Origin of the sequence: Pseudogulbenkiania subflava DSM 22618 (genome assembly GCF_900177275.1) — a bacterium.
In the GTDB taxonomy this organism is placed as follows: domain Bacteria; phylum Pseudomonadota; class Gammaproteobacteria; order Burkholderiales; family Chromobacteriaceae; genus Pseudogulbenkiania; species Pseudogulbenkiania subflava.
The window spans coordinates 58,219-81,871 of record NZ_FXAG01000003.1 but is presented as its reverse complement, the minus strand read 5'-3'; the positions used below and the strand labels follow the sequence as shown (position 1 = coordinate 81,871).

Genomic DNA, 23,653 nt, shown 5'->3' with positions numbered 1-23,653 from the left:
GCTGGGCGGCGCCAGGTGGTAAAGTGCGCGCATGAACGCCCCGCGCCTGCCCCGTACCCTGCTCACCCCCGACCTGCCGCGTGCCGTGCGGCGCCTCTCGCTGGTGCGGCGTGTGATGCTGCTGAGCGCGTTCCTGACCGTGCTGGGCACGGCGCTGGCGGGCGTGGAACTGCCCTGGCTGCCGCTCGGGCTGGGGCTGGGCGGGCTGCTTGCGGCCAACCTGGCGCTGGATCACTGGCTGGGGCGCGGCGGCAGTGCCGCGCTGATCCTCCAGCTCGGCCTCGGTGCCGACGTGCTGGTGCTGGCGGCGCTGTTGGCGCTCACCGGCGGCGCCGCCAACCCGCTCGCCTCGCTGTTCCTGCCGCCGGTGCTGTTCGCCGCGCTGATCGCCCCCGGCGCGTTCGCCTGGCTGCTGGCCGCACTGGCGATGCTGCTCTACGGCCTCCTGATCTTCTGGCACCTGCCACTGCCCGACTTCGGCGAGCCCGCCATCGTCTTCAACCTGCACATCATCGGCATGTGGCTCACCTTCGCGGTATCGGCCTGCCTCATCACCGCCTACGTCTCCTACCTGTCGCGGCTGTTGGCCGAACGCGAGGCCGAACTCGACGCCGCGCGCGAAACCCAGCTGCGCGACGAGCAACTGGTGGCGGTCGGCATGCAGGCGGCCGGCGCCGCGCACTCGCTCTCCACCCCGCTCAACACCCTGACGCTGCTGGTGGACGAACTGGCCGCGAGCCACGGCGGCAACGCCGAGCTGGCCGACGACCTGACGCTGATGCGCCGTCAACTGGCGGTGTGCCGCGACGCGCTGGCGCGCCTCAAGCTCGGCGCCGAGCCCGCCCCCGCCGCGCAGCCCTTGTTCGCCACCTTGGCCGAGCGCCTCGACGGCTGGCGCAGCCTGCGTCCCGACGTGCGGCTCGACTGGCAGCCGCCGCCCGGCGACGACCCGCGCGTGCTGTTGGAACCGGTGTTCTGGCCGGCCTTCTTCAACCTGATCAACAACGCCGCCGAGGCCGGCGGCGGCGAGGTGACGGTGAGCGCGCGGCTGCAGGGCGAGGCGCTGCAGCTCGACATCGTCAACCACCAGGGCTGCCTCAGCGCCGCGCAGCTGCGCCGCGCCGGACTGACGCCGCTCGACTCCGACAAGCCGGCCGGGCTCGGCATCGGCATGCTGCTGTCGCACGCCACGCTGGCGCGCCTGTCGGGCTCGCTGGAACTGACCAACCGCGCCCAGGGCGGGGTGCACGCGCGGGTGACGCTGCCGCTGAAAACCTGTTCAGAGCCTGTCAGCGGCCCTCCTTGGGGTGAAGCGCCGCACAGGAGCCCCGATCAGGGGCGCGCAGCAAGGCCATGAGCAGGTTTTCGGATGAAGGAGGAAACATGAGCGGCCAGATGCTGCTGATCGACGATGATGAAGCCTTCAGTGCGGTGCTGGCGCGCTCGCTGACGCGGCGCGGCCACGCTGTGACGGTGGCGAACTCGGCCGAGGCGGCGCTGGGCGTGGCGGACGCCCCGCCCACGCGCATCGTGCTCGACCTCAACCTGGGCGGCGACAGCGGCCTGCGCCTGTTGCCGCTGTTGCGCCAGCGCTGGCCGGACGCCGCCGTGGTGGTGCTGACCGGCTACGCCAGCATTGCCACCGCCGTCGAGGCTACCAAGCTCGGCGCGGTGCAGTACCTGGCCAAGCCGGCCACGGTGGACGACATCCTCGCCGCCTTCGAGCAGGTGTCGGCTAACCCCGAGCTGCCGCTCGCGCCGCAGCCGATGTCGCTCAAGCGCGTTACCTGGGAACACCTGCAGCGCGTGCTGGCCGAACACGACGGCAACGTCTCGGCCACCGCGCGCGCGCTCAACATGCACCGCCGCACCCTGCAGCGCATGCTGGCCAAGAAGCCGGTAAAGAACTAGCCACCTCATCCGATCCTACGGCCAGCCCCGTTCGGGGCTGGCACATCCGACCCCATGCTGAACTGTCGCGCTGCGAGCGGGGCTGCGGCTTCAGCTTGCCGGCATATGTTTAGACTGATTAAACATTGGACGAACTAGAGCATTTACGCTAGATTGTTTGGCGCACCTAAGAGCTCAGGCTTTTGTGTGTTAGCCCCTCGAAACATCGTAGCCGGATAAGCTCCGGCGAGGTGTTTCTTCCTCGTGTTGGCCCCTGCGGAGCGATCCCCGGGGGATTTTTTTTGCCTGGAGGGAAACGGGCGTCAGCCGGCTCTGCTTGCGGTTTTCCGCCGGCAATCGCTTACCTCACCTTCCGAAACGTCAGGTTGATGCGCTCCGCGCCCAGCAGCGGGTGGCAGCCTTCCTTGAGTGGCAGCACGCCGTGGTAGCGCAGTCGCGACGGGCCGCCCCACACCACCACGTCGCCATGTGCGAGCGGTATGCGTACCGTGGGGTCGTTTCGGTGCAGGCCGCCGAACAGGAACATCGCCGGCAGTCCCAGCGAGACCGAGACGATGGGGGCGACCTGGTCGCGCTCGTCCTTGTCTTGGTGCAGCGACAGGCGCGCGCCGGGAACGTAGCGGTTGATCAGGCAGGCATCCGGTTCGTAGCCGGGGAAGCCGGCTTCGGCGGCAGCGTCGCGGGCGAGCAGATGGAAGCTCTCCGGCATGGCTGGCCAGGGCTGGCTGCTGGTGGGGTCGAGCGGGTCGTAGCGGTAGCCGCTGTGGTCGCTGACCCAGCCGTAGCGTCCGCAGCCGCTCATCGTCACCGACATGCGATAGCCGCCCGGCGTGATCATCTGGCGGAACGGCGCCACGGCGGTGACGTCGCCCAGCGCGGCGAGCAGGGCGTCGACGTGGGGCAGGGCGAAGCCGCGCAGCACTACGGCTCCCGGCGCCAGTTCCTCACGCCAGGTCCGGGGTTCGTCACCGAACAGGTCGAAGGTCATCGCACGGTTCTTTCCTGATGGCCGGCCTTCACGTCTTGCTCTCGCATTGCTGCGCTTCCCGTTCCAGCAGTGCGCGCTTGCGCTCCACGCCCCAGCGGTAGCCGGACAGGCTGCCGTCGGTGCGCACCACGCGGTGGCAGGGGATGGCGACCGCCAGCGCGTTGGCGGCGCAGGCACCGGCGACGGCGCGCACCGCCTTGGGCGCGCCGATGCGCTGCGCGATCTCGGTGTAGCTCGCGGTGCTGCCGGGGGGAATCTCGCGCAGCGCCTGCCAGACGCGGCGCTGGAACGCGGTGCCGCGCAGGTCGAGCGGCAGGTCGAGGCCGAGCGCCGGGGCTTCGACGAAGCCCACCACCCGGGCCACCAGCTGTTCAAAGCCGGCGTCGCCGCCGATCAGCTCGGCGCGCGGGAAGCGGTCCTGCAGGTCGCGCGCCAGCGCGTCGGGGTCGTCGCCCATCAGGATGGCGCACACGCCGCGTTCGCTCTGCGCCACCAGGATGGCGCCGAGCGAGCACTGGGCGATGGCGAAGCGGATGCGGGCGTTGGCGCCGCCGGCGCGGTAGGCGCTCGGCGTCATGCCGAGCACGGCGTCGGCGGTTTCGTAGAAGCGGCTGTTGGCGTGGTAGCCGGCGTCGTAGATGGCGTCGGTCACGGTGCCGCTGGTGGCCAGCTGCTCGCGCACGCGTCGTTCGCGTTGCGCCGCGGCGTACTGCTTGGGCGTGAGGCCGGTGATCTGCTTGAACACGCGGTGGAAGTGGTAGGCGCTGAGGCCGACGCGCTGCGCGAGTTGCGCCAGGCTCGGCGCATCGTCCGCGGCGTCGAGCAGGCGGCAGGCCGCGGTGACCTTGGCCGCGTGCTGTTCGGCGCGGCTCGGCTGGTCGGGCTGGCAGCGCCGGCAGGGACGGAAGCCGGCGCGTTCGGCGTCTTCGCGGCGGGCGTAAAAGCACACGTTCTCCGGCCGCGCCCGTCGCGCTGCGCAGGACGGCCGGCAGTACACGCCGGTGGTCCGGACCGCGTAGTAGAAGGTGCCGTCGGCCTGCGGGTCGCGCGCCAGCACCGCGGCCCAGCGCGGGTCGCTCTCGGTGGCGGCGGCGAGTTCGGCGTTTTTCGTTGCGGCGTTCACGACGCGCTCCTTTCGACAAGGCAGGGGATGACCGTGATGCTAGCGGCGCGGGTGCCGCGCCGCACTCCGGCCCTTGCTTTTGAATTCGACCGCTGCGCCACGGCCAGGGTTGCGCGTCATCACAGCAAGAAACGCCACCCCTGGCAACGGGCCGGGCGGCAAAGGTTGGCCGAAGCCGGCCGCCGCGTGCTCGCCCACTTGCTATACCGGTAACAGGATGTGGGCGCCGGGCATGCCCTGTGGCACCGCCCGGCCCCCGTCCCTGTCCTCCGGACCCGCACAAGGAAACCCCGCATGGAATCCGCAACGCTCCCCGATCCCTGCCTGTACGACAGCGCGCAACTGGAGGAGGTGATCGCCGACATGGCGCGCCGGGCGGCGCAGCTGCTTTCCGGCCACGAGCGGGTGGCGGTGATCGGGGTGCTGCGGCGCGGCGCGCCGCTGGCCGAGCGTCTCACCGCCGCGCTGGTGACGCAGTACCGGCTGGCGCCGCCGCTGCGGCTCGATCTGTCGATCAAGCGCTACGCCGACGACCTGACGCTGCTGCATCCGGAAACACAGTTCACCGAGAACGCCGCGCACGCCAGCCTGGACCTGGCGGGCTACGCGCTGCTGGTGGTGGACGATGTGCTCTACACCGGCCATTCGCTGCTGCGTGCCGTCGAGTACCTGGCGCGCAAGCAACCGGCGGCGATCTACGCCGCCATGCTGGCCGACCGCCACGTCACCCGCCTGCCGCTGCATGCCGACGTGGTGGGCCTGCACTTGCAGGTGGCCCCGCCCGACATCGTGGAATGCCATGTGCCGCCGTACGAGGCGGAATTCAAGATCGTGCTGAGAAAGCCGGCGGCGCACTGACACCGGTAGCACTCATTGCGGTTTGGCGCAGGACGGTCGTTCGTTCCGGAGCGGCGCGCGCTGCAGCTCCGCGGTGACGATGGACTCGATTTCCCGGCGCTGGCGCATCTCGGCGATGGCGCTGTCGAAACGCCGGAGCAGCTCGCGCTGGGCCGCCTGCTTGTTGATCGCCAGGTTGATGCCGACCGAGACCAGGTAGTTTGGCGCCGCGACGATGCCGGCATAGCGCGGCTGGGCGAGCAGCTTCTTGCCGGCCAGTTCCGGTGCCAGCACGAAATCCAGCCGCCCGCACGCCAGCTTGCTGAAGTTTTGTGCGTCGGACTCCACCTCTTCCACCTCGACGCCGCCCTCGTGGCGCAGCTGGTCGAACGCCGCGCCGTACGACCAGCCGCGTATCACGCCGACACGGTAGCCTTTCAGGCTCGCCGGGTCGGCGTAGCGAAAGCCGCTCCAGCGGCCGGCATCGTAATAGACCGCGACGTTCTCGGTGAAGTAGGGGCTGCTGAAATCGCCGCTGAGGTCGCGGCTGGGCGAGTGCACCAGGCTGCCGACGGCGGAGCGGCCGTCCAGAAACTCGGCCATGAGCCGGTTGAACGGACGAGCCTGGATGGCGACCTTCTCGCCCATGCGCTCGAAGGCGCGGCGCAGGATGGCGGGATAGATGCCTTGCGCCTCGCCGTGGCGGCCGGCATACATGGTGGGCGGGCTGCCGGCATCGAAGTTGATTACCAGCTCGCCGGCGTGCAGGGGGCCGGCGCCGGCCAGCAGGCCGAGTAGCAAGACGTAGGCGTTGATGCGGTGGCGGTGCATCGGCGGCTCCTGTCGGTGTCTGCTTGGCGGGGTGTCATCCGTTTTCATGCTAGACGATACGGCAAGCTGCGCATGACGACGGCGCCTCCCGCCCGTCTTCGGCCGGCGCTACAGCCAGCGCCCCGGGTTCATCAGGCCGGCAGGGTCGAGCGCCTGCTTGATGGTCTTCATCACGGCGAGCGCCACCGGATCCTTGTAGCGTGCCAGCCAGTGCGGCTTGAGCTGGCCGATGCCGTGTTCGGCGGCCAACGTGCCGGCGTGGCGGTACACCAGGTCGTAGACGATCTCGTTGACGCGCGGCTCGTCGGAGAACAGCTCGGCGTTGCCGGGGCGGGTGTAGCTGACGTTGTAGTGCAGGTTGCCGTCGCCGGCGTGGCCGAAGGCGACCACACGTACGCCGGGGAAAGCTGCTTCGAGCGCCGTGCCGGCTTCGTCGAGGAAGGCCGGGATGGCCGAGCTCGGCACGCCGATATCGTGCTTGATGCTGGGGCCGTCGCGTTTCTGCGTCTCCGACATCGCCTCGCGCAGCTGCCACAGCTTCTGGCGTTCCGCCTCGCTCTGTGCCACCACGCCGTCCAGCATGTCCTGTTCCGCGAGCCAGGCCACCAGCCGCTCACCCAGCTCGGCCGAGTCGCCGCTGTCGGAGAGTTCGATCAGCAGTGCCCACGGCGCGGTGAACGGCAGTTGGCCGGGGTGGTATTTGGCCAGCAGGTTCTGGCATACCTCCGACATGATTTCGAAGGTGGTGAGGCGGTCGCCGAAGGCGTCCTTCAGCGCGTTGAGCCAGGCGATCGCGGCGGCGGCGTCCCGGACGCCGACCAAGGCGGTGGCGTGCGCCGTCGGGCGCGCGAACAGCTTGAGCGTGGCGGCGGTGATCAGGCCGAGCTGGCCTTCGGCACCGATGAACAGCTGCTTGACGTCCAGCCCGCTGGTGTCTTTCCGGAGCCCGGACAGCGCGTTGAGGACCTGGCCATCCGGAAGCACCACTTCCAGCCCCAGCGTCAGCTCGCGCATGGTGCCGTAGCGCAGCACCGCGAGCCCGCCGGCGTTGGTGGAAAGATTGCCGCCGATCTGGCAACTGCCCTCCGAGGCCAGCGACAGAGGGAACAGCCGGTCGGCATCGGCTGCCGCCTGCTGCACCGCCGCCAGCGTCATGCCGGCTTCGACGGTGAGGCTGTGGTTGGCGGCGTCGAGCGCGCGCACGCGGTTGAGGCGCTCCAGCGCCACCAGCAACTGGCGGCCGGAACCGTCCGGCGTGGCGCCGCCGCAGGTGGAGGTGTTGCCGCCCTGCGGCACGATGGCGACCTGGTGCGCGCGTGCCAGCCGCACCAGGGCGGCCACCTCGGCGGTGGAGCCGGGGCGCGCCACCGCCAGCGGCCGGCCGTGGTAGCGGCCGCGCTGGTCGGTGGTGTAGCGCGCGGTGTCGGTGTCGGCGGTGAACAGGTTGGCCGAACCGATGACGCCGGCCAGCCGGGCGAGAAAGTCGTTCATGGCGGACCTCAGTCGGGGATGTCCGGCGCCATCAGCTGGTCCGGATGCTGCCAGCCGGGCAGGGCGGCGAGGCGCTCGAGCCAGGCGGCGACGTGCGGCCAATCGCGGATGCTGAGCCCGGCCTCGTCCAGCCACCACAGGTAGGCGCTGGCGCTGAGGTCGGCGATGGTGGGGCCGCTCTCCAGCAGGAAGGGCTGGCGGGCGAACTGGGCGTCCAGCACCGCGAGATCGGCGCAGGTGCGCAGTTCCAGCCAGGCCTCCACCTCGGCCGGGACGCTGGCGAAGCGGCGGTAATAGCGCAGGTTGGGTACCGACAGGCCGATGCGGTTGGCTTCCCAGCCCAGCCATTCGCGGATGCCCTGGCGCTCGCCGGGGCGGCCGGCCAGAACGCCTTCGCTCTCGGCCAGCCATTGCAGGATGGCGTTGGACTGCACCATGGCCACGCCGTCCACCACCAGCGCCGGCACCTCGTCCCAGCGGCTGGCGGCGCGGAAGTCGTCCGGGCGCTCGGCGCGCGGCGCGGCCAGATCGACGTGGCGGTATTCGTGCGAGACATCGCCCAGCATCAGTGCCAGGCGGACTTTGTAGCTGTGGCCGGAAAAGCGGTTGCCGTACAGGGTAAGGGTGCTCATCGTGGTCCGTTCGAAAGGGCGGCGGGGTGGCCCGCCGCGCTGTGGGTGGATGACGTGCCCGCCGGCGTCACTTCTGCCAGTAGGTCTTGACGTTGACGAACTCGTAGAGCCCGAATTCCGACAGCTCGCGCCCGTAGCCGGAGGCCTTGACGCCGCCGAACGGCAGGCGCAGGTCGGAGCTGGTGTGACGGTTGAGGTAGACGCTGCCGGCGTCGATGTCGCGCGCCAGCGTCCAGCCGCGCTCGGTGTCGGCGGTGTAGATCGAGGCGCCGAGGCCGAACGGGGTGTCGTTGGCGAGCCGGATGGCGTCGGCCTCGTCGCGCGCACGCAGGATGCTGGCGACCGGGCCGAACACTTCCTCGTGGTAGACGCGGCAGGCCGGGTTGACGTGGTCGAGTACGGTGGCCGGGTAGTAGAAGCCGGCGCCATGCGGCATCTGGCCGCCGCAGAGCAGGCTGGCGCCGTTGGCGCCGGCGTCCAGCACCTGGGCGTGCAGCGCCTCGCGCAGGTCGGCGCGCGTCAGCGGCGCCAGCGTGGTGGCCCGATGACGCGGGTCGCCGGGGATCAGGCGGGCGGTCTCGGCGAGAAAGGCGTCGACGAAGGCGTCGGCGATCTCGGGCACCACGATCATGCGCTTGGCGGCGTTGCAGCTCTGGCCGGCGTCGCGGAAGCGCGAGTGGCAGGCCTCGCGCGCCGCGGTCTCGATGTCGGCGTCGGCCAGCACGATGAAGGGGTTGCTGCCGCCCAGTTCCAGCACGGTCTTCTTCAGGTGGCGCCCGGCCAGGCTGGCGATGACGCGGCCGGTATGGGTGGAGCCGGTGAACGCCACCGCGTCGGCGGCCTTGATTGCGTCCTCTACCTGGTCGTGCTCGATCCAGGCCGCGTTCAGCACCGCCAGGTTGGCCGAAGCGACGATGTCGAGCAGCTTCTGCGTGCTCTGCGGCACCGACGGTGCCGGCTTCACCAGGCAGGCGTTGCCGGCCATCAGCGCCGGCACGGCGAAGCGCAGCACCTGCCAGATCGGGTAGTTCCACGGCATCACCGCCAGCACCAGGCCCAGGGGCTCGAACGCCACGCCGCTGTGGCTGGCCTGGGTGGGGATGGTCTTGGCGGCCAGCAACCCCGGCGCCAGCTCGGCGTAGTAGCGGATCAGCTGCACCGACTTGTCGATCTCGGCCAGGCACTCGGCGGTGAGCTTGCCGACTTCCAGCGTCACCAGGTCGGCCAGCGCAACGCGCTCGGCGGTGAGGGCGTCGGCCAGCTTCAGCAGCCGTTCGGCGCGCTGGGCCACGGTCAGGCGCGCCCAGGGGTGCTGTGCGGCCTTGAGCCGGGCGATGGCATCGGCGAGTTTGTCTTCGGGCCAGGCGGGACGGGTGAACACCACCTCGCCGTTGGCGGGGTTGCAACTGGTAAAGGCTGTCATGGCAGGGTTGGGAACACGGTAGTGAACATCACTGTAACAAAAAGCCCCGGCCTAGGGCAGCCGGGGCTATGAGCGTAGGCGACGCAGGCGTTCAGGCCGGCGTCAGAGCCTGTGAAAGAAATCGTCGCGAGCGGCCCTCAGCGGAGTGAAGAGCAGCGCAGGGACCGGAATGTACACAAAGTACATGAGGATCATGGCTGAGCGAATCTCCATCGGATACTCGCACGCGCAGAGCAGCGCATGAGCCCCGATCAGGGACGCACAGCCGATTTACTCTCAGGCTCTCAGGCCGGCCGGCTTCTCGCCGTGCAGGAAGTACTGGATGGTCTCCTGCACGCTCTTGATGGCGTCGCCGAACGGCAACGGCTCGGCGCCGCGGAAGAACAAGCCCTTGCTCACCTCGCCACGGAAGGCGGCGGCCAGTTTCAGGTCGATGCAGAACTGGCCGACCTTGGCGAGCCCGTCACGCAGGCCGCACACCGACAGGCAGTTGAGCGCCTGGGTGCAGCGGCGCGGATCGGCTTTGGCATTGGCCTGCAGCTTGTCCAGCCGCTTGAGGTAGCTCTTGAGCCACGGCGTCAGTACGCCGCGCGCCGGCAGTCCGGCCACACTGACGAACTCGACGATATCTTCCGCGCGCGCGCCAGCCAGGGTCTGCTTGAAGTGGGGGTGGGCGTCGCCTTCCTCGGTCACGGCGAAGGCGGTGCCGATCTGCACCGCCGCGGCGCCGTAGTCGGTGAGATAGGTCTGCACCTTCTCGTGGCTGTTGACGCCGCCGGCGACGATGAGCGGAATCTGCTCGCGCTCCAGCCCCAGTGTCTTGAACAACTCGAAGGTCTCGTCCAGCACGCGCTTGAAGTCGAACTTGGCATCCCCGATGTCGTCGAGACGCGCCGCTCCGAGGTGGCCGCCGGCATGTTTGGGATGTTCGATGACGATGGCGTCGGGCAGGCGGTTCTTCTTCATCCAGCGCTTGAGCACGATGCCGATGCCGCGCGCCTCGGACAGGATCGGGATCAGCGCCACGTCGGGATGCCCGGCGGTCATCTCCGGCAGATCGAGCGGCAGGCCGGCGCCCATCACCACCGCGTGCGCGCCCGACTCGCAAGCCTGGCGCACGTAGTCGGCGTGGGCGTCGACTGCTTTCATCACGTTGACGGCGACCAGGCCCTGACCCTCGGCGTTGGCCAGCGCGCCCTTCACCTCGCGGTCGAGCGCGATCAGGTTGAGGCGGTTGAGTTCGTCGGCGCCGCCGGCGCGTTCGCTCTGTTCCATCAGGTCGGGGTGCAGGTGGCGCAGGTCGACGCTGGCGATGGTGCCGACGCCGCCGGCACGGGCCACGGCACCGGCCAGGCTCTTGGCCGAGACGCCGACGCCCATGCCGCCCTGCACGATGGGCAGGAGGGTGCGGCCGCGGATCACGAGGGGGGAGAACGGGTGGATCATGGTGGGGGGATTCTGCTGCGGGGAAAGGTTTTCATTGTAGGGACACATCGAAACGGGGCTTTGACCGCAGTCAAGGAAGGGCCGGCGCTGGGTGTCTCCCGGTGTCTGGAGCCGCTTTCCGCCCGCGGGCCAAGGGAGCGGGCGCCGCGACAAACGTCGCCTGGGCGGCGTGGAGCGGAACCGGTCTCGCTGCCGACCGGGTCCGGCATTGGCTGGGCAAGGTGGCACCGCGTCGCGGCGGCGTCATGCTGTGCCCCATTCGGCCTGCCGCTGCGCGAGGGAGGGGCGTGGTCGCCTGGTGATACCGTATCTCAATGCTGGCGGTAGTCGAAATCGGCGAAGCGCCACGCCACGTCCTGCAGGTTGCCGGGCCAGCCGGCGGGCCACGGCGTGGGTAGCGGCGCCGGTGGCCGGATCGCCTGCCAGCGGTAGTGACGCACGCCGTCGGCCGCCAGCTCCTCGGCCAGTCGGGCCAGCGCCGCCGCGTCGTGCCAGTGCGGGTGGATCGAGGTGCGGCACTCGTAGGCGACGCCGCTCGCCAGCAGCAGCTCGAGGCTGCGGCGCGCGGCGCGGCCGCTGCCGGGCACGCCAGTCAGCGCATCGTAGCCGGCCCACTCGGTCTTGACGTCGAAACCAACCCAGTCGAGCAGCGGCAGCGCTTCGGCCAACCTAGCCGGGTACGCCCCGCCGCTGTGCAGCCCGGTGGCGAAGCCAAGCGCGCGCACCTCGGCCAGCAGCGCCGGCAGCGCCGCCTCGGCCAGCGGTTCGCCGCCCGAGAACACCACGCCGTCGAGCAGGCCGCGCCGGCTCTCCAGCCACTCGCGCAGCGCCGGCCAGTCGGTTTTGCCGTCGCGGCGCCGCCACAGCTGCGGGTTGTGGCAGTAGCCGCAGCGCCACGGGCAGCCGGCGAGGAAGATCACCGCGACCAATTTGCCCGGCCAGTCGCAGGCCGAGAACGGCTCCAGCCCGCCGATGCGCGCCGCCTTAGCCGGCTTCACGCTCATCGAAGTGCAGGCGTTCGTTGAACTCGCCCTGTTTGCCGATGTTGAATGCCGCTACCGGACGGTGGTAGCCCATCACGCGGGTCCACACCTCGCAACGGGTGCGTTCGCTGTCGTCCAGCACGGTGTCGAAATGGCGTTGTTCGGACAGATTGCTCATGGTGTTGCCTTTCTTCAGGGTGAAAAGGTTGGCGAAGCTGAGGGATATGGCCTGGGCCTGAATCAGTAGGCAAGCGAGCCAAAGCAGGTTGAGTGTCGCCGGAGCACAGGAACCGGAATGGACACGGAGTCCATGAGGATTCCGAGCACCGCCGACGCTCAAGATGCGCAGGCGTAGCTGCCTAATGAACAGGCCCTCAGCCTTGGCGGCGCCGCTTCTCCGCCAGCAGCTCCGCGTCGCAGCGCGGGCAGAACTCGTGGTGGCCCGACAGGTAGCCGTGTTTCGGGCAGATCGAGAAGGTCGGCGTGATGGTGATGTAGGGCAGGCGGAACCCCGCCAGCGCGCGCTTCACCAACTGGCGGCAGGCCTCCGGACTCGACACCGCCTCGCTCATGTAGAGGTGCAGCACGGTGCCGCCGGTGTACTTGCGCTGCAGCGCCTCCTGCCGCGTCAGCGCCTCGAACGGGTCGTCGGTGAAGCCCACCGGCAGCTGGCTGGAGTTGGTGTAGTAGGGCTGCTCGGCCGTGCCGGCCTGCAGGATGTCGGCGAAGCGCTTCTTGTCTTCTTTGGCGAAGCGGTAGGTGGTGCCTTCCGCCGGCGTCGCCTCCAGGTTGTAGAGATGACCGGTCTGTTCCTGGAACGCCAGCATCTGCTCGCGGATGTGGTCGAGGTAGCGGCAGGCGAAATCGTGCCCCCAGGCGCTGGCGATGTCGTCGCGGTTGGCGGTGAAGTTGCGGATCATCTCGTTGATGCCGTTCACCCCCACCGTGCTGAAGTGGTTGCGCAGCGTGCCCAGGAAGCGCTTGGTGTAGGGGTAGAGGCCCTCGTCGATCAGGCCCTGCACCACGCGGCGCTTCTCCTCCAGCGTGTCGCGCGCCAGCGCCATCAGGCGGTCGGTTTCCGCCAAGAGGCCGGGCAGGTCGCCCTTGAAACGGTAGCCCAGGCGCGCACAGTTGAGCGTCACTACGCCCACCGAGCCGGTCTGCTCGGCGCTGCCGAACAGGCCGTTGCCGCGCTTCAACAGCTCGCGCAGGTCGAGCTGCAGGCGGCAGCACATGCTGCGCACCATGTGCGGCTCGAGGTCGGAGTTCACGAAGTTCTGGAAGTAGGGCAGGCCGTACTTGGCGGTCATGGCGAACAACAGCTCGGTGTTCTCGCCGTACCAGTCGAAATCCTTGGTGATGTTGTAGGTCGGGATCGGGAAGGTGAACACCCGCCCCTTGGCGTCGCCCTCCAGCATCACCTCGATGTAGGCGCGGTTGATCAGCGCCATCTCGCGCGCGCAGTCGCCGTAGGTGAACGGCATCTCCTCGCCGCCGATCAGCGGGATCTGCTCGCGCAGGTCTTCCGGGCACAGCCAGTCGAAGGTGAGGTTGGTGAACGGCGTCTGCGTGCCCCAGCGGCTCGGCACGTTGAGGTTGTAGATCAGCTCCTGGATGCACTGCTTGACCTGCTCGTAGGAGAGATCGTCTTTTTTCACGAACGGCGCGAGGTAGGTGTCGAAGGAGCTGAACGCCTGCGCCCCGGCCCATTCGTTCTGCAGCGTGCCGAGGAAATTGACGATCTGGCCGCAGGCCGACGACAGGTGGCGCGGCGGCTGCGACTCCACCTTGCCCGGCACGCCGTTGAAGCCCATTTGCAGCAAGGTGCGCAGCGACCAGCCGGCGCAGTAGCCCGACAGCATGTCCAGATCGTGGATGTGGAAGTCGCCCTCGCGGTGCGCGCGGGCGGCCTCGGCGCTGAATACCTTGGCGAGCCAGTAATTGGCAGTCACCTTGCCGGCCACGTTGAGAATCAGCCCGCCCAAGCTATAGCCCTGGTTGGCGTTGGCTTGCACGCGCCAGTCGGCGCGGCTCAGGTATTCGTCGATGGAGGCGACGGCGTCGACCGGGGCGACAGGGTGGTCAGAAAGGCGGGCTGCTTCAGTCATGGCTCAACATATGGTGTTTGTTTCGTTGATGTGCACTATAAATGGTGGAATGACGCTCGGGTGCGCGATGCGGGAATCCCTTGACGTGGATCAAGCGGAAAACCGCATCATGTTGTGTCGGCGAAATGAAAAAGGCACAGCATGCTGTGCCTTTTTGGGGTGTGGCCGGCAGGCCGGGTGGAACGGAGCGCAAGCCATCACCGCCAATACCGATCAATGGATGTCGATGCTGGCGGGCAAGGCCGCATGACTGGGCCGGGTAACGTAGAAGCGCAGGAGGGGTGAAGTAAAGCGGAACCCGTCGACCGCTATCGACGGGTTCCGGCACAGACAGAGCAAGTGAGCGCCGCGTTGCGAAGGAATAATGTCTTCACTCATCCTGCAAACTGGCTCAGAACCTGTTCAGGATCTGTCGCGAGCGGCCCTCAGTGGGGTGAAGAGCAGCGCAGAAACCGGAATGTACTGGAGTACATGAGGGTTTCGCATCGCTGAGCGAATCTCTGCGTGCCCATCTTCGATGTGCCCAGCGATAGATTCGCACGCAGTGCACATGCGCCCCGATCAGGGGCGCGCGGCAGGATCGTGCTCAGGCTCTCAGCGCTCGGCGTAGACGAAGCGTTTCCCCGCCTTGTCGAAGGCGTACACCTTGTACGCCACCTTGCCCATGCCCTCCATGCCCGGGCTGCCCGGCGGCATGCCGGGCACGGCGAGGCCGACGAGGTTCTTCGGCTTGTCGTGCAGCACCTTCTGCACCAGATCGGCCGGCACGTGGCCTTCGAAGGTGTAGCCGCCGATGCGCGCGGTATGGCAGGCGCCCATGTCGGAGGGGACGCCGAAACGCGAACGCACGCTGGCGAGTTCGCGGCTCGGCTCTACCTGCAGCGTGATGCCCTTGCCTTGCAGATGCTCGGCCCAGGCCGTGCAGCAGCCGCAGTTGGGGTCCTTGTACAGCGTGCCCTGGGCGGCCAGAGCGTGGCCGGAGAAGATCAGTGCGCCGATCACGGCGAGTCGTTGCGGAGTATTCATGGTCGATAGCTGTCCTGAGAGGGAGAACCTGGCGGCCCGGTGGCGGGCCGCCGCGTGCTGGATTCGCTTGCCTGCTCAGGCGACCGGGGGGCGGGTGGCCACCGGCGGGATGAACTGTGCCTCCCCGCCGCATTCGTGTCCCACCTGCACCGCCCCGGACGAGGCCCGCCGTACTTCTCCGACATCGGCATGGGCAGCTGTTGCGTAAAAATGACAGCACGCTGCTGCATCGGACGGCAGCGCCCGGTGGCGGCAGCCGGCATCAGCCGTCTCCATGCAGGACGCTGCCGTACTGCCATGGCACGCCTCCGGCGGTGCGCTTTGCGCCAGGGTGGAGAGCGGCAAGGCCAGCCACACAGTCAGTACCAGCAGCAGCAAGGGGCGGAGGAATTTCATGCGGTCATCGTAGCGCAGGTGAGGCTTGCCGGGCTTGAGCTGGCACAAATCATTTCAATCTTCATTGTTTTCAAAGAATGGTGTAACCTTTTTAAAGAAATACCCAATTAATTTTCGTCAGCCCCTCAGCTCGACGCCGGACGACCCCGCCCGGGGCCCGCAGGGGCCGGCCCTAGCATGGAATCCGTAGCGCATGGATACCTTGAAGGCACTGATGGTCTTTATGACCACCGCCGAAAACGGCAGTTTCTCCGACGCGGCGCGCAAGCTCGGCGTCTCTCCCGCCGCCATCAGCCAGAGTATCGCCCGGCTCGAACAGGAACTGGAAGTCCGCCTGTTCAACCGCACCACGCGCCAGCTGACGCTGACCGAGGACGGCCGGCGTTTCTACGCGCAATGTCGCGGCCCGGTGAACAATCTGGACGCGGCCATTAACCAGCTCAAGGCGAGCCGCGACGAGCCGGCCGGGCATCTGCGCATCAGCCTGCCCAACTCCTTCGGCCGGCACTTCATCCTGCCGCTGATGGGCGAGTTTTGCCAGCGTCACCCCAAGATCCGCGTGTTCTTCGGCCTCGACGACCATTTCAGCGACCTGATCGAGGACGGCTACGACGTCGGCGTGCGCGTCGGCATGATGCCGGACTCGCGCCTGTCGGCGCGCCACCTGGCGCAACTGCCGCTCTACACCGTGGCGTCGCCCGAATACTGGAACAAGAACGGCCGTCCGCAGAAACCCGACGATCTGGCCAACCACAACTGCATCAACTACCAGTTCCCGACCTCCGGCCGACTGTGCAAGTGGGAGTTCGAGCGCGACGGCGAGCGTATCCCACTCGAGGTCAACGGCATCTACACCCTGAACGACATCGAGGCGGTGTGCGAAATGGCACGCCTGGGCTTCGGCGTGGCGCAGGTGCCGGGTCACGAGGCGATGCCTTACCTGCGCAGCGGCGAACTGGAGGCGGTGCTGACCGACTTCATTTCGCTGGAACGTTCGATCTACATCTGCTTCCCGCACCGCGAGCACATCGCTCCGCGCACCCGGGTCTTCGTCGACTATGTGGCGGAGAAACTGGCCGAACATCCCGACATCGTCGCCGATCTCCCCGGTCTGGATCTGACTGCCAAGCGAGAGGCGGCGCAGCACTGAGCTGACGCGCCAGCCCGATCGCATGCCCGGCCTGGCCGGGCTTTTTTCTGCCCGTGGCAAACGGCCAAGCCCGCATTGTCGAGTATTTTCGACGCGTGTATCGTGATGACAGGCGGGTGGCCCTTCCTCGGCCCGTCTGGAAAACGATTGCAACAGGTGCACCATGGACCGTCCTCTCGAACACACCCACTCCTACTACGCCGCCTCGCGCAACCCGGCGCCGGACCGTCCCGTACTGCGCGGCGCGCATCACTGCGACGTGTGCGTGATCGGGGCCGGCTACACCGGCCTGTCTGCGGCGCTGCACCTGGCCGAGCACGGCTACCGGGTCATGGTGCTGGAGGCGGCGCGGGTCGGCTGGGGCGCCTCCGGCCGCAATGGCGGGCAGATCGTCAACAGCTACAGCCGCGACCTGGACGTGATCGAGCGCCGCCACGGCAAGGCCGCCGCCGCCGCGCTGGGGAGCATGGCGTTCGAGGGCGGCAGCATCATCCGCGAGCGGGTCGCCAAGTACGGCATCCGGTGCGACCTGAAGCAGGGCAACGTGTTTGCCGCCCTGACCGGCAAGCAGCTCGATGAACTGGAGGCCAAGCAGCGTTTGTGGGAGCGCTTCGGCCACACCGGACTGCGGATCATCGATCAGGCCGGCATGAAGGATATCGTCGGCTCCGGGCAGTACGTCGGCGCGCTGCTCGACAACTGGGGCGGCCACCTCCACCCGCTCAACCTGGCCTTGGGCGAGGCGGCGGCGCTGGAGTCGCTGGGCGGGCAGATTTTCGAGCAGTCGGCGGTGCTGAGCGTGGAGCGTGCGGAGCCGGCCGTGGTGCGTACCGCCGAAGGCCAGGTGAGCGCGCGTTTCGTGATCGTGGCGGGCAACGCCTACCTCGGAAACCTGCTGCCCGAGTTGGCCGAAAAGACGCTGCCGTGCGGCACCCAGGTGATCGCCACCGAGCCGCTGCCGGCCGAACTGGCGCGTGCGCTGCTGCCGGGAGACCACTGCGTCGAGGACTGCAATTTCCTGCTGGATTACTACCGCCTGACCGCCGACAAGCGCCTGCTGTACGGCGGCGGCACGGTGTACGGCGCGCGCGACCCGGGAGAGATCGTGCGCCTGATCCGACCCAAGATGCTCAAGACTTTCCCGCAGCTGGAAGACGTCAAGATCGAGTTCGGCTGGACCGGCAACTTCTCGCTGACGCTGTCGCGTCTGCCGCAGGCCGGCCGCCTCGGCAACAACATCTACTACTCGCAGGGCTGCAGCGGCCACGGCGTGACCTACACCCATCTCGCCGGCCGCCTGCTGTCGGAGGCGATTCGCGGCCAGAGCGAACGCTTCGATGCCTTCGCCCGTCTGCCGCATTACCCCTTCCCTGGCGGGCGGCTGTTCCGCGTGCCGATGCTGACGATGGGGGCGTGGTATTACAGCCTCCGCGACCGGCTTGGGATGTGACGCCGTCCTGCCGCGGCCTGCCCGGCACGCGGCCAGGCCGGTGTGAGCCGTGTGGCGCGCGGCATGGCATGCCGAACCCCTGCGGCGCGGACAAGTCCTTCCGGAGTCCTGGGGTAGGTCGTCAGCGCCGGTCGAAACGTGCCGCCAACTCCCCCGGTGTCATCGGCTTGGCGATGGAGTGGCCCTGCGCCGCCGGGATGCCCAGCGCCTGCAGCAGCTCGCGCTGGGCCGGTGTCTCGACGCCGGCGGCCAGGAGCCGGATGCCCAGCGCCCGCGTGAGCTGCGCGGTGGCGGTGATGATAGCCTGATCGCGCGGCGAGTCGGCGAGGGTCTTGACCAGCGCCTGTCCGATCTTCAGCGTGCTGATCGGGAAGCGGCGCAGGATGGTGAGTTCGCCCAGTTCGCTGCCGAAGTCGTCCAGCGCCAGCCTTAGTCCCATCATGCCCAGGCAGTGCAGGTTTTCGATGACCTTGGTGTTGTGCTGGTCGAGCGCCGCTTCGTGGAACTCCAGCTCGATCAGCGCCGGCGGTATGCCGTAGTGTTTCAGCATATAGTCCAGTTTGCCGGGCAGCTTGTCGTCGGCCAGCTGGCGGGCCGACAGGTTGATCGAGAGCGGGCAGGCACTGTCGAGCCAGCCCTCCACCAGCCAGGCCGCCCGCTGGCGACAGGCCAGTTCGATGCTGCGCTCGCCAAACGCCACGATCAGGCCGTTTTCTTCCAGTTGCGGCAGGAAGGTCCCCGCTGCCTGCACCGGCTGTCCCGGCGGCTGCCAGCGCAGCAGTGCCTCGATCCCGACCAGCCGCCCGTTGTGCAGATCCTGTTGCGGTTGGTAGAGCAGGAACAGCTGCTGCTCGACGAGGGCCTGCCGCAGCTGCTGCTCGCGGCGCAGCCGTTCCTGGACGCGCTGGTTCATTTCCGTGGTGAAGAAGTGGTAGAGGTGGTGCCCATCTTCCTTGGCGCGGTACATCGCCACGTCGGCGGCCTCCATCAGGCTGGTGACGGTGCGGCCGCAGTCAGGGAAAGTGGCAATCCCGATGCTGGCCCGGATCGTGATGGCGTCGTCGTCGATCTGCAGCGGCGGCTCCAGCGCCGCAATGATGCGCTGGGCGCTGTAGGCGGCACGGTCGGGGCTTTCCAGCTGTTCCAGAATGATGATGAACTCGTCGCCGCCGAGCCGGGCGATATGGTCCTCGCGGCGCAGGCAACCGCGCAGCCGCTCGGCCACTTGCTGCAGCACGATGTCGCCGACCTTGTGGCCGAGACGGTCGTTGATTTCCTTGAAGCGGTCGAGGTCGAGAAACAGCAGTCCCAGCCCCTGGTGCGAGCGCTCGGCGTGGCTCAGCACCTTTTCCAGCATGATGGTGAAGCCGTTGCGGTTGAGCAGCCCGGTCAGGTAGTCGGTCAGGGCTTGCTGGCGCAGCTGGCTCTCGGTTTCCAGCTGCTGGCGGATGTCGCGGAAGATCACCACCAGCCCCTGTTGCTGCCCACCCATCGGCGAGCAGCGCAGCGATACCGGCAGCGGCGGCCGCCCCGGCGGGTACAGCATGGTTTCCTCGTGCAGCACTTCGACATTGTCGCGGCAGGCGATGGCGAACGGGCTGCTGTCCCAGTCGGTTGCCCGGTCGCTCTCGTGGAACAGCTGCTGTATCGGGTAGCCGACCAGGTGTTCGGCCGACATGCCGAGCAGGTTCTGGGTGGCGGGGTTGGCGAAGCGGACGATGCCATCGGGGCTGACGCCGATGACGCCCTCGCCGGCGGAGCTCAGCAGCGACTGGTAGTAATCGCGCTGTTCATCGAGCCGTTGGTAGGCGCTCAGCAGCTGCCGTTTCTGCTGATCGTACTCCAGCAGGAGGCGCACCTTGCTGCGCAGCGTCAGCGGGTCGAACGGCTTGACCAAGTAGTCGATGGCGCCGCAGCTGTAGCCGCGCTGGATGTCCTGTTCTTCGCACATCGCCGCCGTGATGAACAGGATGGGGGTGCTGCGGGTCTGGCGCCGGCCGCGGATCAGCATCGCCACTTCGTAGCCGTCCATGCCCGGCATCGAGACATCGAGCAGGATCACCGATACCGGCTGGGTGAGCAGGTACTTGAGCGCCTCCTCCCCCGAGCCGAGCGACACCACCTGGCAGGGCAGGGGCTCCAGTACCACTTCGATGACACGCAGATTGACCGCCTTGTCGTCGATCGACAGCACGACCGGCAGTCGTTCTGACTTGGCGGCGGCGGGGGTTCCGGTATCGTGGCGGGGGGCGATCAGGTCTGCGTGAGCCATTGGTCGATCATCCTAAGCAGTTCCTTGCTGTCTACCGGCTTGGGCAGGTAGTCGTTGGTGCCGGCTTGCAGGCATTTGGCCTTGTCGTCCTTCATCGCGTAGGCGGTGACCGCGATGATCGGCCGCTCGAAACGCAGTTCGTTACGCAGGCGGCGAGTGGTTTCATAGCCGTCCAGCACCGGCATCGCCATGTCCATCAGCACGAGCTGAATGCCCGGGTTCTGTTCGATCTGGGCCAGGGCTTCTTCGCCGTTGATGGCGGTCAGCACGTTGAACTGGCGCTCTTCCAGCACGCTGCTCATGGCGTAGATGTTGCGGATGTCGTCGTCCACCAGCAGCAGCGTGGCGCGCTCCCGGTTTGCGGCGTTGCCCGCCGCGGCCTTGCCTCCCGGATCGGACACCTGATCGAGGAAGGTGCGGATGGCGTGCGACAGCTTGAGTTCGTTGGCGGCGCCCTTGGTGAGCACCACGGCGCTGTATTCGTTCATCGCCTGCAGGGTGTCGCGGTCGAGATCCATGCCGGTGTTGATGATGATGCGCAGCTGGCTGAGGCCGGGCTGGCTGCTGATCCACTGCAGCAGCTCGAAGCCGCTGCCGCCGGGCAGGTTGAGGTCGATCACGGCGCAGGCGAAGGTCTGCTGCAGCAGCAGGTTCTTGGCCTCGAGCACGTTGCCGCAGCACTGCGGCGTGCCGCCCAGCTGCTCGATCAGGGCCTGGTAGTGCTCCCGTTCCACCAGGTTGTCTTCGACCAGCAGCACCTGCCCCGGACGGTGGCCGAGCTCGGCGTGCAGTTCGCGGAACACCCGCGCCAGGGTGCTCTGGTCGACCGGCTTGACCAGGTAGTCCTGGATGTCGAGCTGCTCGTGCAGCTCGCTGCGATCGAGACAGGAGATGATGTGGACCGGCGCATGCCGCGTGGCAGGGGTGCCCCGCACCTGGCGCAGCAGCTCCCAGCCGTTCATGTCGGGCAGCAGGATGTCGAGGATGAAGGCGGCCGGCGGGTGCTGGCGCATCTCCTGCAAGGCCTCGATGCCGGTGTTGGCGATGCGCGTCTTGAAGCCCGACTCCATCGCCTTGTTCATGATGATGCGCGCGAATTGCTGGTCGTCTTCCACGACCAGCACGTCGCTGCGGCTGCTGGCCTTGGCCGGGGGGATCACGACATGCGGTTCCGGCGGCAGCGCGATTTCCTTCACGCCACCGCCGGCCGGATGCACCGGCAGGTACAGCACGAAGGTGCTGCCGAGCCCGAGTTCGCTGCGCACGTCGATGGTGCCGCCCAGGAGGTGGGCCAGCTGGCGCGAGATGCTGAGCCCGAGGCCGCTGCCGCCGAATTGGCGTTTGCTGCCCTGTTCGAGCTGTTCGAAGGCCTCGAAGATGCGGTCCAGCTTGTCGGACGGCATGCCGCAGCCGGTATCGGTCACGGCGATGGCCAGAGTGTGTTGCGGCAGGCTGTCCATGCCGGGCGGCACGCTCTGCGGCTGGTAGACGCGCAGGTGCACCGAGCCATGGTCGGTGAACTTGAAGGCATTGGACAGCAGGTTTTTCAGGATCTGGAACAGTCGTGTGGCGTCGGTGATCAACACGTCGCCGGCACTGTCTTCCTTGGTGGTCTGGAACGTCAGCTGGCGGTTTTCCGCCACCGGCAGGAAATTCTGGCGCAGCGTGGTGATCAGGTCGTTCACCAGCACCTTTTCGCGGTTGAGCGTCATGCGTCCGGCTTCGATCTTGGACAGGTCGAGAATGTCGTTGATCAGCGCCAGCAGGTCCTTGCCGGAGCGGTTGATGATGGTGGCGTGCTCCACCTGCTTGGCGGTGAGGTTGCCCTGGCGGTTTTCCGCCAGCTGGTCGGCGAGGATCAGGATGCTGTTGAGCGGGGTGCGCAGCTCGTGCGACATGGTGGCCAGGAATTCGGTCTTGTAGCGGTTGGCGCGCGAGATCTGCTCGGCCTGTTCGCGCAGGCGCAGTTCGGAGAGCTTGCGTTCGGAGATGTCGATGATGGAGCACACCGTCTGCACGCCTTCCTCGGTGAGCATGGTGGAGAGCCCGATCTCGACCGGGATTTCCCTCCCGTCCTTGCACAGCGCGAACAGCTCGCGCCCTTCGCCCATCTGGCGCGGCTTGGAGTCGGCCTTGAAGGCCTGGCGCAGCATCGGGTGATGCTTGCGGAAGCGTTCCGGCAGCAGCATCTCGATGGTCTTGCCCTGCAGCTCTTCCGGCGAGTAGCCGAAGTAGCGTACGGCGGCGGGGTTGCTCATGGTGATGAAGCCCTGCTGGTCCACCGCCAGCATGGCGTTGGGCGCCGACTGGATCACGGCGCGGAAGTGTTCTTCGCGTTTCTTGGCGGCGGCGGCACTGGCGTCGCTGATGGCGGCTTCGCGGCGGCGGGTGAACAGGATGCTGCCGATGAACACGCTCAGCAGCAGGCTGGCCAGGAGGCCGAGGCCCATCACCCACAGGTAGCGCGTGCTGGCCGTGCTGCGGTCGAATTCGGGGTCGCTGGCGATGTCGAGCAGCCAGGGGTGGCCCCCCAGCCGGTAGTGGCGCTGCACATGGTAGCGGCCGGTGCCCTGGCGCGCGGTGCCGTACATCAGGCTGGCGGGGAGAGCCTCGTTGCCGTCGTAGATGCGCAGGTTCAGCAGGGCGGCGCCATCGCCGAAAATACCCTGCATCAGATCCCCCATGCGGAAGGTGGCGAATACCCAGCCTTGCAACGCGGCGCGGCGCGCCTCGACGCTGCCCTGCGCTGCGCCCTTGCGGTATAGCGGCCAGTACATCAGGAAGGCATTGGGATCCTTCGAGCTGCTCTGCAGCAGCGGCACGACCTTGCCGGTCACCGCCGGTGCGCCGCTGTCGACCGCCTGGTCCATGGCGTTGCGCCGTGTCGTTTCGGTATACATGTCGAGGCCCAGCGCGGTTTCGTTGCGCGGCGTCGGGGGGTAGAGGTAGCGGATGGCGGTGTAGCCGGCGCGCGGGGCGTCTGGATGCAGACGGAAACCCGGCCGCTCCTGCTGCATGCGGCTCAGGTAGGACGGCAGCGCGGCCGGGGCGAGCCGGTCCACGTAGCCGAGGGACGCCAGGCCGGGGTAGTGCTGGCTCAGCTGCAGCGTGGAGAGATAGTCGTTGAATTCTTGCCGGCTGACGTCGCCGCTGGCCTGGAACAGGCCGACCACGCCGTGCAGCACCAAGTGGTAGGACTGCATGCGCTCGTTGATGGCGGCTTCGACCTGGCCGGCCTGGTGATCGAAACGCTGGCGGGCGAGGTTGTCGTCCTGGTGGGCGATCAGGTTGGCGACCAGCAGCGAACCGCCGGCCGTCAGGAAGAACAGCAGGGCAACGGGGAGCAGGATGCCGCGCAGCATTCCCGGGTCGGGTAGCAGGCCGGTGAGTCGCTTCGGAAAAGGCATGGCGCACCTCATGTCCGGGCCGCGCAGTGTCCGCTGCGCCATTGGCCGTGGTCGGGTCCGGGAGAGGGGGGCGCGGGGATGCGCCTCCCTCGCGAGCCGGGCATGCTTTGAGCATAGCAAGGCGAGGCGTTTTAACCAGTGATTGTTTGTCCTGCGTGTGGGCGGGAGGGGAGGGAGAC

General features: G+C 67.9%; 21 protein-coding genes. 7 read left to right on the top strand and 14 right to left on the bottom strand.

The window, feature by feature from the left end; translation table 11 throughout:
* The first annotated feature begins 31 nt into the window (after window positions 1-31).
* Entirely contained in the window at window positions 32-1,357 is a 1,326-nt protein-coding gene (locus B9N72_RS03535; RefSeq protein WP_234985870.1) for an ATP-binding protein, read from the top strand.
* A 26-nt stretch (window positions 1,358-1,383) separates the two neighbouring features.
* A complete protein-coding gene (locus B9N72_RS03530; protein WP_085275061.1) occupies window positions 1,384-1,911 on the top strand; it encodes a response regulator transcription factor in 528 nt (175 codons plus the stop codon).
* A gap of 340 nt (window positions 1,912-2,251) precedes the next feature.
* Here the strand turns inward: B9N72_RS03530 and alkB are convergent, their stop codons facing one another.
* Both alkB and ada read right to left on the bottom strand, forming a co-directional pair.
* Window positions 2,252-2,899: a DNA oxidative demethylase AlkB gene (gene alkB, locus B9N72_RS03525; protein WP_085275060.1), complete on the bottom strand. Its 648-nt coding sequence runs from the start codon at window positions 2,897-2,899 to the stop codon at window positions 2,252-2,254.
* A gap of 28 nt (window positions 2,900-2,927) precedes the next feature.
* Window positions 2,928-4,022, bottom strand: coding sequence for a bifunctional DNA-binding transcriptional regulator/O6-methylguanine-DNA methyltransferase Ada (ada, locus tag B9N72_RS03520; protein ID WP_085275059.1), 1,095 nt, complete (start codon window positions 4,020-4,022; stop codon window positions 2,928-2,930).
* 27 nt (window positions 4,023-4,049) lie between these two features.
* Here ada and B9N72_RS20575 point away from each other — a divergent pair, with 27 nt between their 5' ends.
* Together B9N72_RS20575 and B9N72_RS03515 are read left to right on the top strand one after the other, a co-directional pair.
* Window positions 4,050-4,235 (top strand): hypothetical protein, encoded by a 186-nt coding sequence (locus B9N72_RS20575; protein ID WP_143477736.1) that lies wholly within the window; start codon window positions 4,050-4,052, stop codon window positions 4,233-4,235.
* 81 nt (window positions 4,236-4,316) lie between these two features.
* Window positions 4,317-4,880, top strand: coding sequence for a bifunctional pyr operon transcriptional regulator/uracil phosphoribosyltransferase PyrR (locus B9N72_RS03515; protein WP_085275058.1), 564 nt, complete (start codon window positions 4,317-4,319; stop codon window positions 4,878-4,880).
* 12 nt (window positions 4,881-4,892) lie between these two features.
* On the opposite strand, the gene B9N72_RS03510 is transcribed toward B9N72_RS03515, so the two are convergent.
* The 8 genes from B9N72_RS03510 to B9N72_RS03480 form a co-directional block, all read right to left on the bottom strand.
* Window positions 4,893-5,690, bottom strand: coding sequence for a substrate-binding periplasmic protein (locus B9N72_RS03510; protein ID WP_085275057.1), 798 nt, complete (start codon window positions 5,688-5,690; stop codon window positions 4,893-4,895).
* Window positions 5,691-5,798: 108 nt separating this feature from the next.
* A complete protein-coding gene (locus B9N72_RS03505; protein WP_085275056.1) occupies window positions 5,799-7,181 on the bottom strand; it encodes an FAD-binding oxidoreductase in 1,383 nt (460 codons plus the stop codon).
* Window positions 7,182-7,189: 8 nt separating this feature from the next.
* Window positions 7,190-7,813, bottom strand: a complete 624-nt coding sequence (locus B9N72_RS03500; RefSeq protein ID WP_085275055.1) for a glutathione S-transferase family protein — start codon at window positions 7,811-7,813, stop codon at window positions 7,190-7,192.
* A gap of 67 nt (window positions 7,814-7,880) precedes the next feature.
* Complete coding sequence (locus B9N72_RS03495) at window positions 7,881-9,236, bottom strand: aldehyde dehydrogenase family protein (RefSeq protein ID WP_085275054.1); 1,356 nt, start codon at window positions 9,234-9,236, stop codon at window positions 7,881-7,883.
* Between the two features lie 276 nt (window positions 9,237-9,512).
* Complete coding sequence (locus tag B9N72_RS03490) at window positions 9,513-10,682, bottom strand: NAD(P)H-dependent flavin oxidoreductase (RefSeq protein WP_085275053.1); 1,170 nt, start codon at window positions 10,680-10,682, stop codon at window positions 9,513-9,515.
* A 311-nt stretch (window positions 10,683-10,993) separates the two neighbouring features.
* Window positions 10,994-11,686, bottom strand: coding sequence for an anaerobic ribonucleoside-triphosphate reductase activating protein (locus B9N72_RS03485; protein WP_085275052.1), 693 nt, complete (start codon window positions 11,684-11,686; stop codon window positions 10,994-10,996).
* Complete coding sequence (nrdD, locus tag B9N72_RS20565; protein ID WP_143477735.1) at window positions 11,667-11,843, bottom strand: anaerobic ribonucleoside-triphosphate reductase; 177 nt, start codon at window positions 11,841-11,843, stop codon at window positions 11,667-11,669. The genes B9N72_RS03485 and nrdD overlap by 20 nt, the downstream gene beginning before the upstream one ends.
* A gap of 196 nt (window positions 11,844-12,039) precedes the next feature.
* A complete protein-coding gene (locus tag B9N72_RS03480; protein WP_085275051.1) occupies window positions 12,040-13,773 on the bottom strand; it encodes a ribonucleoside triphosphate reductase in 1,734 nt (577 codons plus the stop codon).
* Between the two features lie 85 nt (window positions 13,774-13,858).
* Here B9N72_RS03480 and B9N72_RS20560 point away from each other — a divergent pair, with 85 nt between their 5' ends.
* A complete protein-coding gene (locus B9N72_RS20560; RefSeq protein WP_159453012.1) occupies window positions 13,859-14,023 on the top strand; it encodes a hypothetical protein in 165 nt (54 codons plus the stop codon).
* Window positions 14,024-14,367: 344 nt separating this feature from the next.
* On the opposite strand, the gene B9N72_RS03475 is transcribed toward B9N72_RS20560, so the two are convergent.
* Entirely contained in the window at window positions 14,368-14,799 is a 432-nt protein-coding gene (locus tag B9N72_RS03475; protein ID WP_085275050.1) for a DUF411 domain-containing protein, read from the bottom strand.
* Between the two features lie 75 nt (window positions 14,800-14,874).
* Window positions 14,875-15,195 (bottom strand): hypothetical protein, encoded by a 321-nt coding sequence (locus B9N72_RS03470; RefSeq protein WP_143477733.1) that lies wholly within the window; start codon window positions 15,193-15,195, stop codon window positions 14,875-14,877.
* A gap of 193 nt (window positions 15,196-15,388) precedes the next feature.
* On the opposite strand from B9N72_RS03470, the gene B9N72_RS03465 reads away from it, so the two are divergent.
* Together B9N72_RS03465 and B9N72_RS03460 are read left to right on the top strand one after the other, a co-directional pair.
* Complete coding sequence (locus tag B9N72_RS03465; RefSeq protein ID WP_085275048.1) at window positions 15,389-16,345, top strand: LysR family transcriptional regulator; 957 nt, start codon at window positions 15,389-15,391, stop codon at window positions 16,343-16,345.
* A 163-nt stretch (window positions 16,346-16,508) separates the two neighbouring features.
* The gene (locus tag B9N72_RS03460) at window positions 16,509-17,795 is read left to right on the top strand and encodes an NAD(P)/FAD-dependent oxidoreductase (protein WP_085275047.1); all 1,287 of its coding nucleotides are present in this window, start codon (window positions 16,509-16,511) and stop codon (window positions 17,793-17,795) included.
* A gap of 121 nt (window positions 17,796-17,916) precedes the next feature.
* On the opposite strand, the gene B9N72_RS03455 is transcribed toward B9N72_RS03460, so the two are convergent.
* Both B9N72_RS03455 and B9N72_RS03450 read right to left on the bottom strand, forming a co-directional pair.
* Window positions 17,917-20,067 (bottom strand): GGDEF/EAL domain-containing response regulator, encoded by a 2,151-nt coding sequence (locus B9N72_RS03455; protein ID WP_085275046.1) that lies wholly within the window; start codon window positions 20,065-20,067, stop codon window positions 17,917-17,919.
* Window positions 20,049-23,474 carry a CHASE domain-containing protein gene (locus B9N72_RS03450; RefSeq protein ID WP_085275045.1) on the bottom strand — a complete coding sequence of 1,142 codons (3,426 nt, stop codon included), beginning with the start codon at window positions 23,472-23,474 and terminating at the stop codon, window positions 20,049-20,051. The genes B9N72_RS03455 and B9N72_RS03450 overlap by 19 nt, the downstream gene beginning before the upstream one ends.
* Window positions 23,475-23,653 lie beyond the last annotated feature (179 nt).

Bases quoted from the DNA above. Each gene is read 5' to 3' on its own strand.
- B9N72_RS03535 (WP_234985870.1), top strand. From the start codon at position 32: ATGAACGCCCCGCGCCTGCCCCGTACCCTGCTCACCCCCGACCTGCCG.
- B9N72_RS03530 (WP_085275061.1), top strand. From the start codon at position 1,384: ATGAGCGGCCAGATGCTGCTGATCGACGATGATGAAGCCTTCAGTGCG.
- alkB (WP_085275060.1), bottom strand. From the start codon at position 2,899: ATGACCTTCGACCTGTTCGGTGACGAACCCCGGACCTGGCGTGAGGAA.
- B9N72_RS20575 (WP_143477736.1), top strand. From the start codon at position 4,050: ATGACCGTGATGCTAGCGGCGCGGGTGCCGCGCCGCACTCCGGCCCTT.
- B9N72_RS03515 (WP_085275058.1), top strand. From the start codon at position 4,317: ATGGAATCCGCAACGCTCCCCGATCCCTGCCTGTACGACAGCGCGCAA.
- B9N72_RS03510 (WP_085275057.1), bottom strand. From the start codon at position 5,690: ATGCACCGCCACCGCATCAACGCCTACGTCTTGCTACTCGGCCTGCTG.
- B9N72_RS03505 (WP_085275056.1), bottom strand. From the start codon at position 7,181: ATGAACGACTTTCTCGCCCGGCTGGCCGGCGTCATCGGTTCGGCCAAC.
- B9N72_RS03500 (WP_085275055.1), bottom strand. From the start codon at position 7,813: ATGAGCACCCTTACCCTGTACGGCAACCGCTTTTCCGGCCACAGCTAC.
- B9N72_RS03495 (WP_085275054.1), bottom strand. From the start codon at position 9,236: ATGACAGCCTTTACCAGTTGCAACCCCGCCAACGGCGAGGTGGTGTTC.
- B9N72_RS03490 (WP_085275053.1), bottom strand. From the start codon at position 10,682: ATGATCCACCCGTTCTCCCCCCTCGTGATCCGCGGCCGCACCCTCCTG.
- B9N72_RS03485 (WP_085275052.1), bottom strand. From the start codon at position 11,686: ATGAGCGTGAAGCCGGCTAAGGCGGCGCGCATCGGCGGGCTGGAGCCG.
- nrdD (WP_143477735.1), bottom strand. From the start codon at position 11,843: ATGAGCAATCTGTCCGAACAACGCCATTTCGACACCGTGCTGGACGAC.
- B9N72_RS03480 (WP_085275051.1), bottom strand. From the start codon at position 13,773: ATGACTGAAGCAGCCCGCCTTTCTGACCACCCTGTCGCCCCGGTCGAC.
- B9N72_RS03475 (WP_085275050.1), bottom strand. From the start codon at position 14,799: ATGAATACTCCGCAACGACTCGCCGTGATCGGCGCACTGATCTTCTCC.
- B9N72_RS03470 (WP_143477733.1), bottom strand. From the start codon at position 15,195: ATGAAATTCCTCCGCCCCTTGCTGCTGCTGGTACTGACTGTGTGGCTG.
- B9N72_RS03465 (WP_085275048.1), top strand. From the start codon at position 15,389: ATGGATACCTTGAAGGCACTGATGGTCTTTATGACCACCGCCGAAAAC.
- B9N72_RS03460 (WP_085275047.1), top strand. From the start codon at position 16,509: ATGGACCGTCCTCTCGAACACACCCACTCCTACTACGCCGCCTCGCGC.
- B9N72_RS03455 (WP_085275046.1), bottom strand. From the start codon at position 20,067: ATGGCTCACGCAGACCTGATCGCCCCCCGCCACGATACCGGAACCCCC.
- B9N72_RS03450 (WP_085275045.1), bottom strand. From the start codon at position 23,474: ATGCCTTTTCCGAAGCGACTCACCGGCCTGCTACCCGACCCGGGAATG.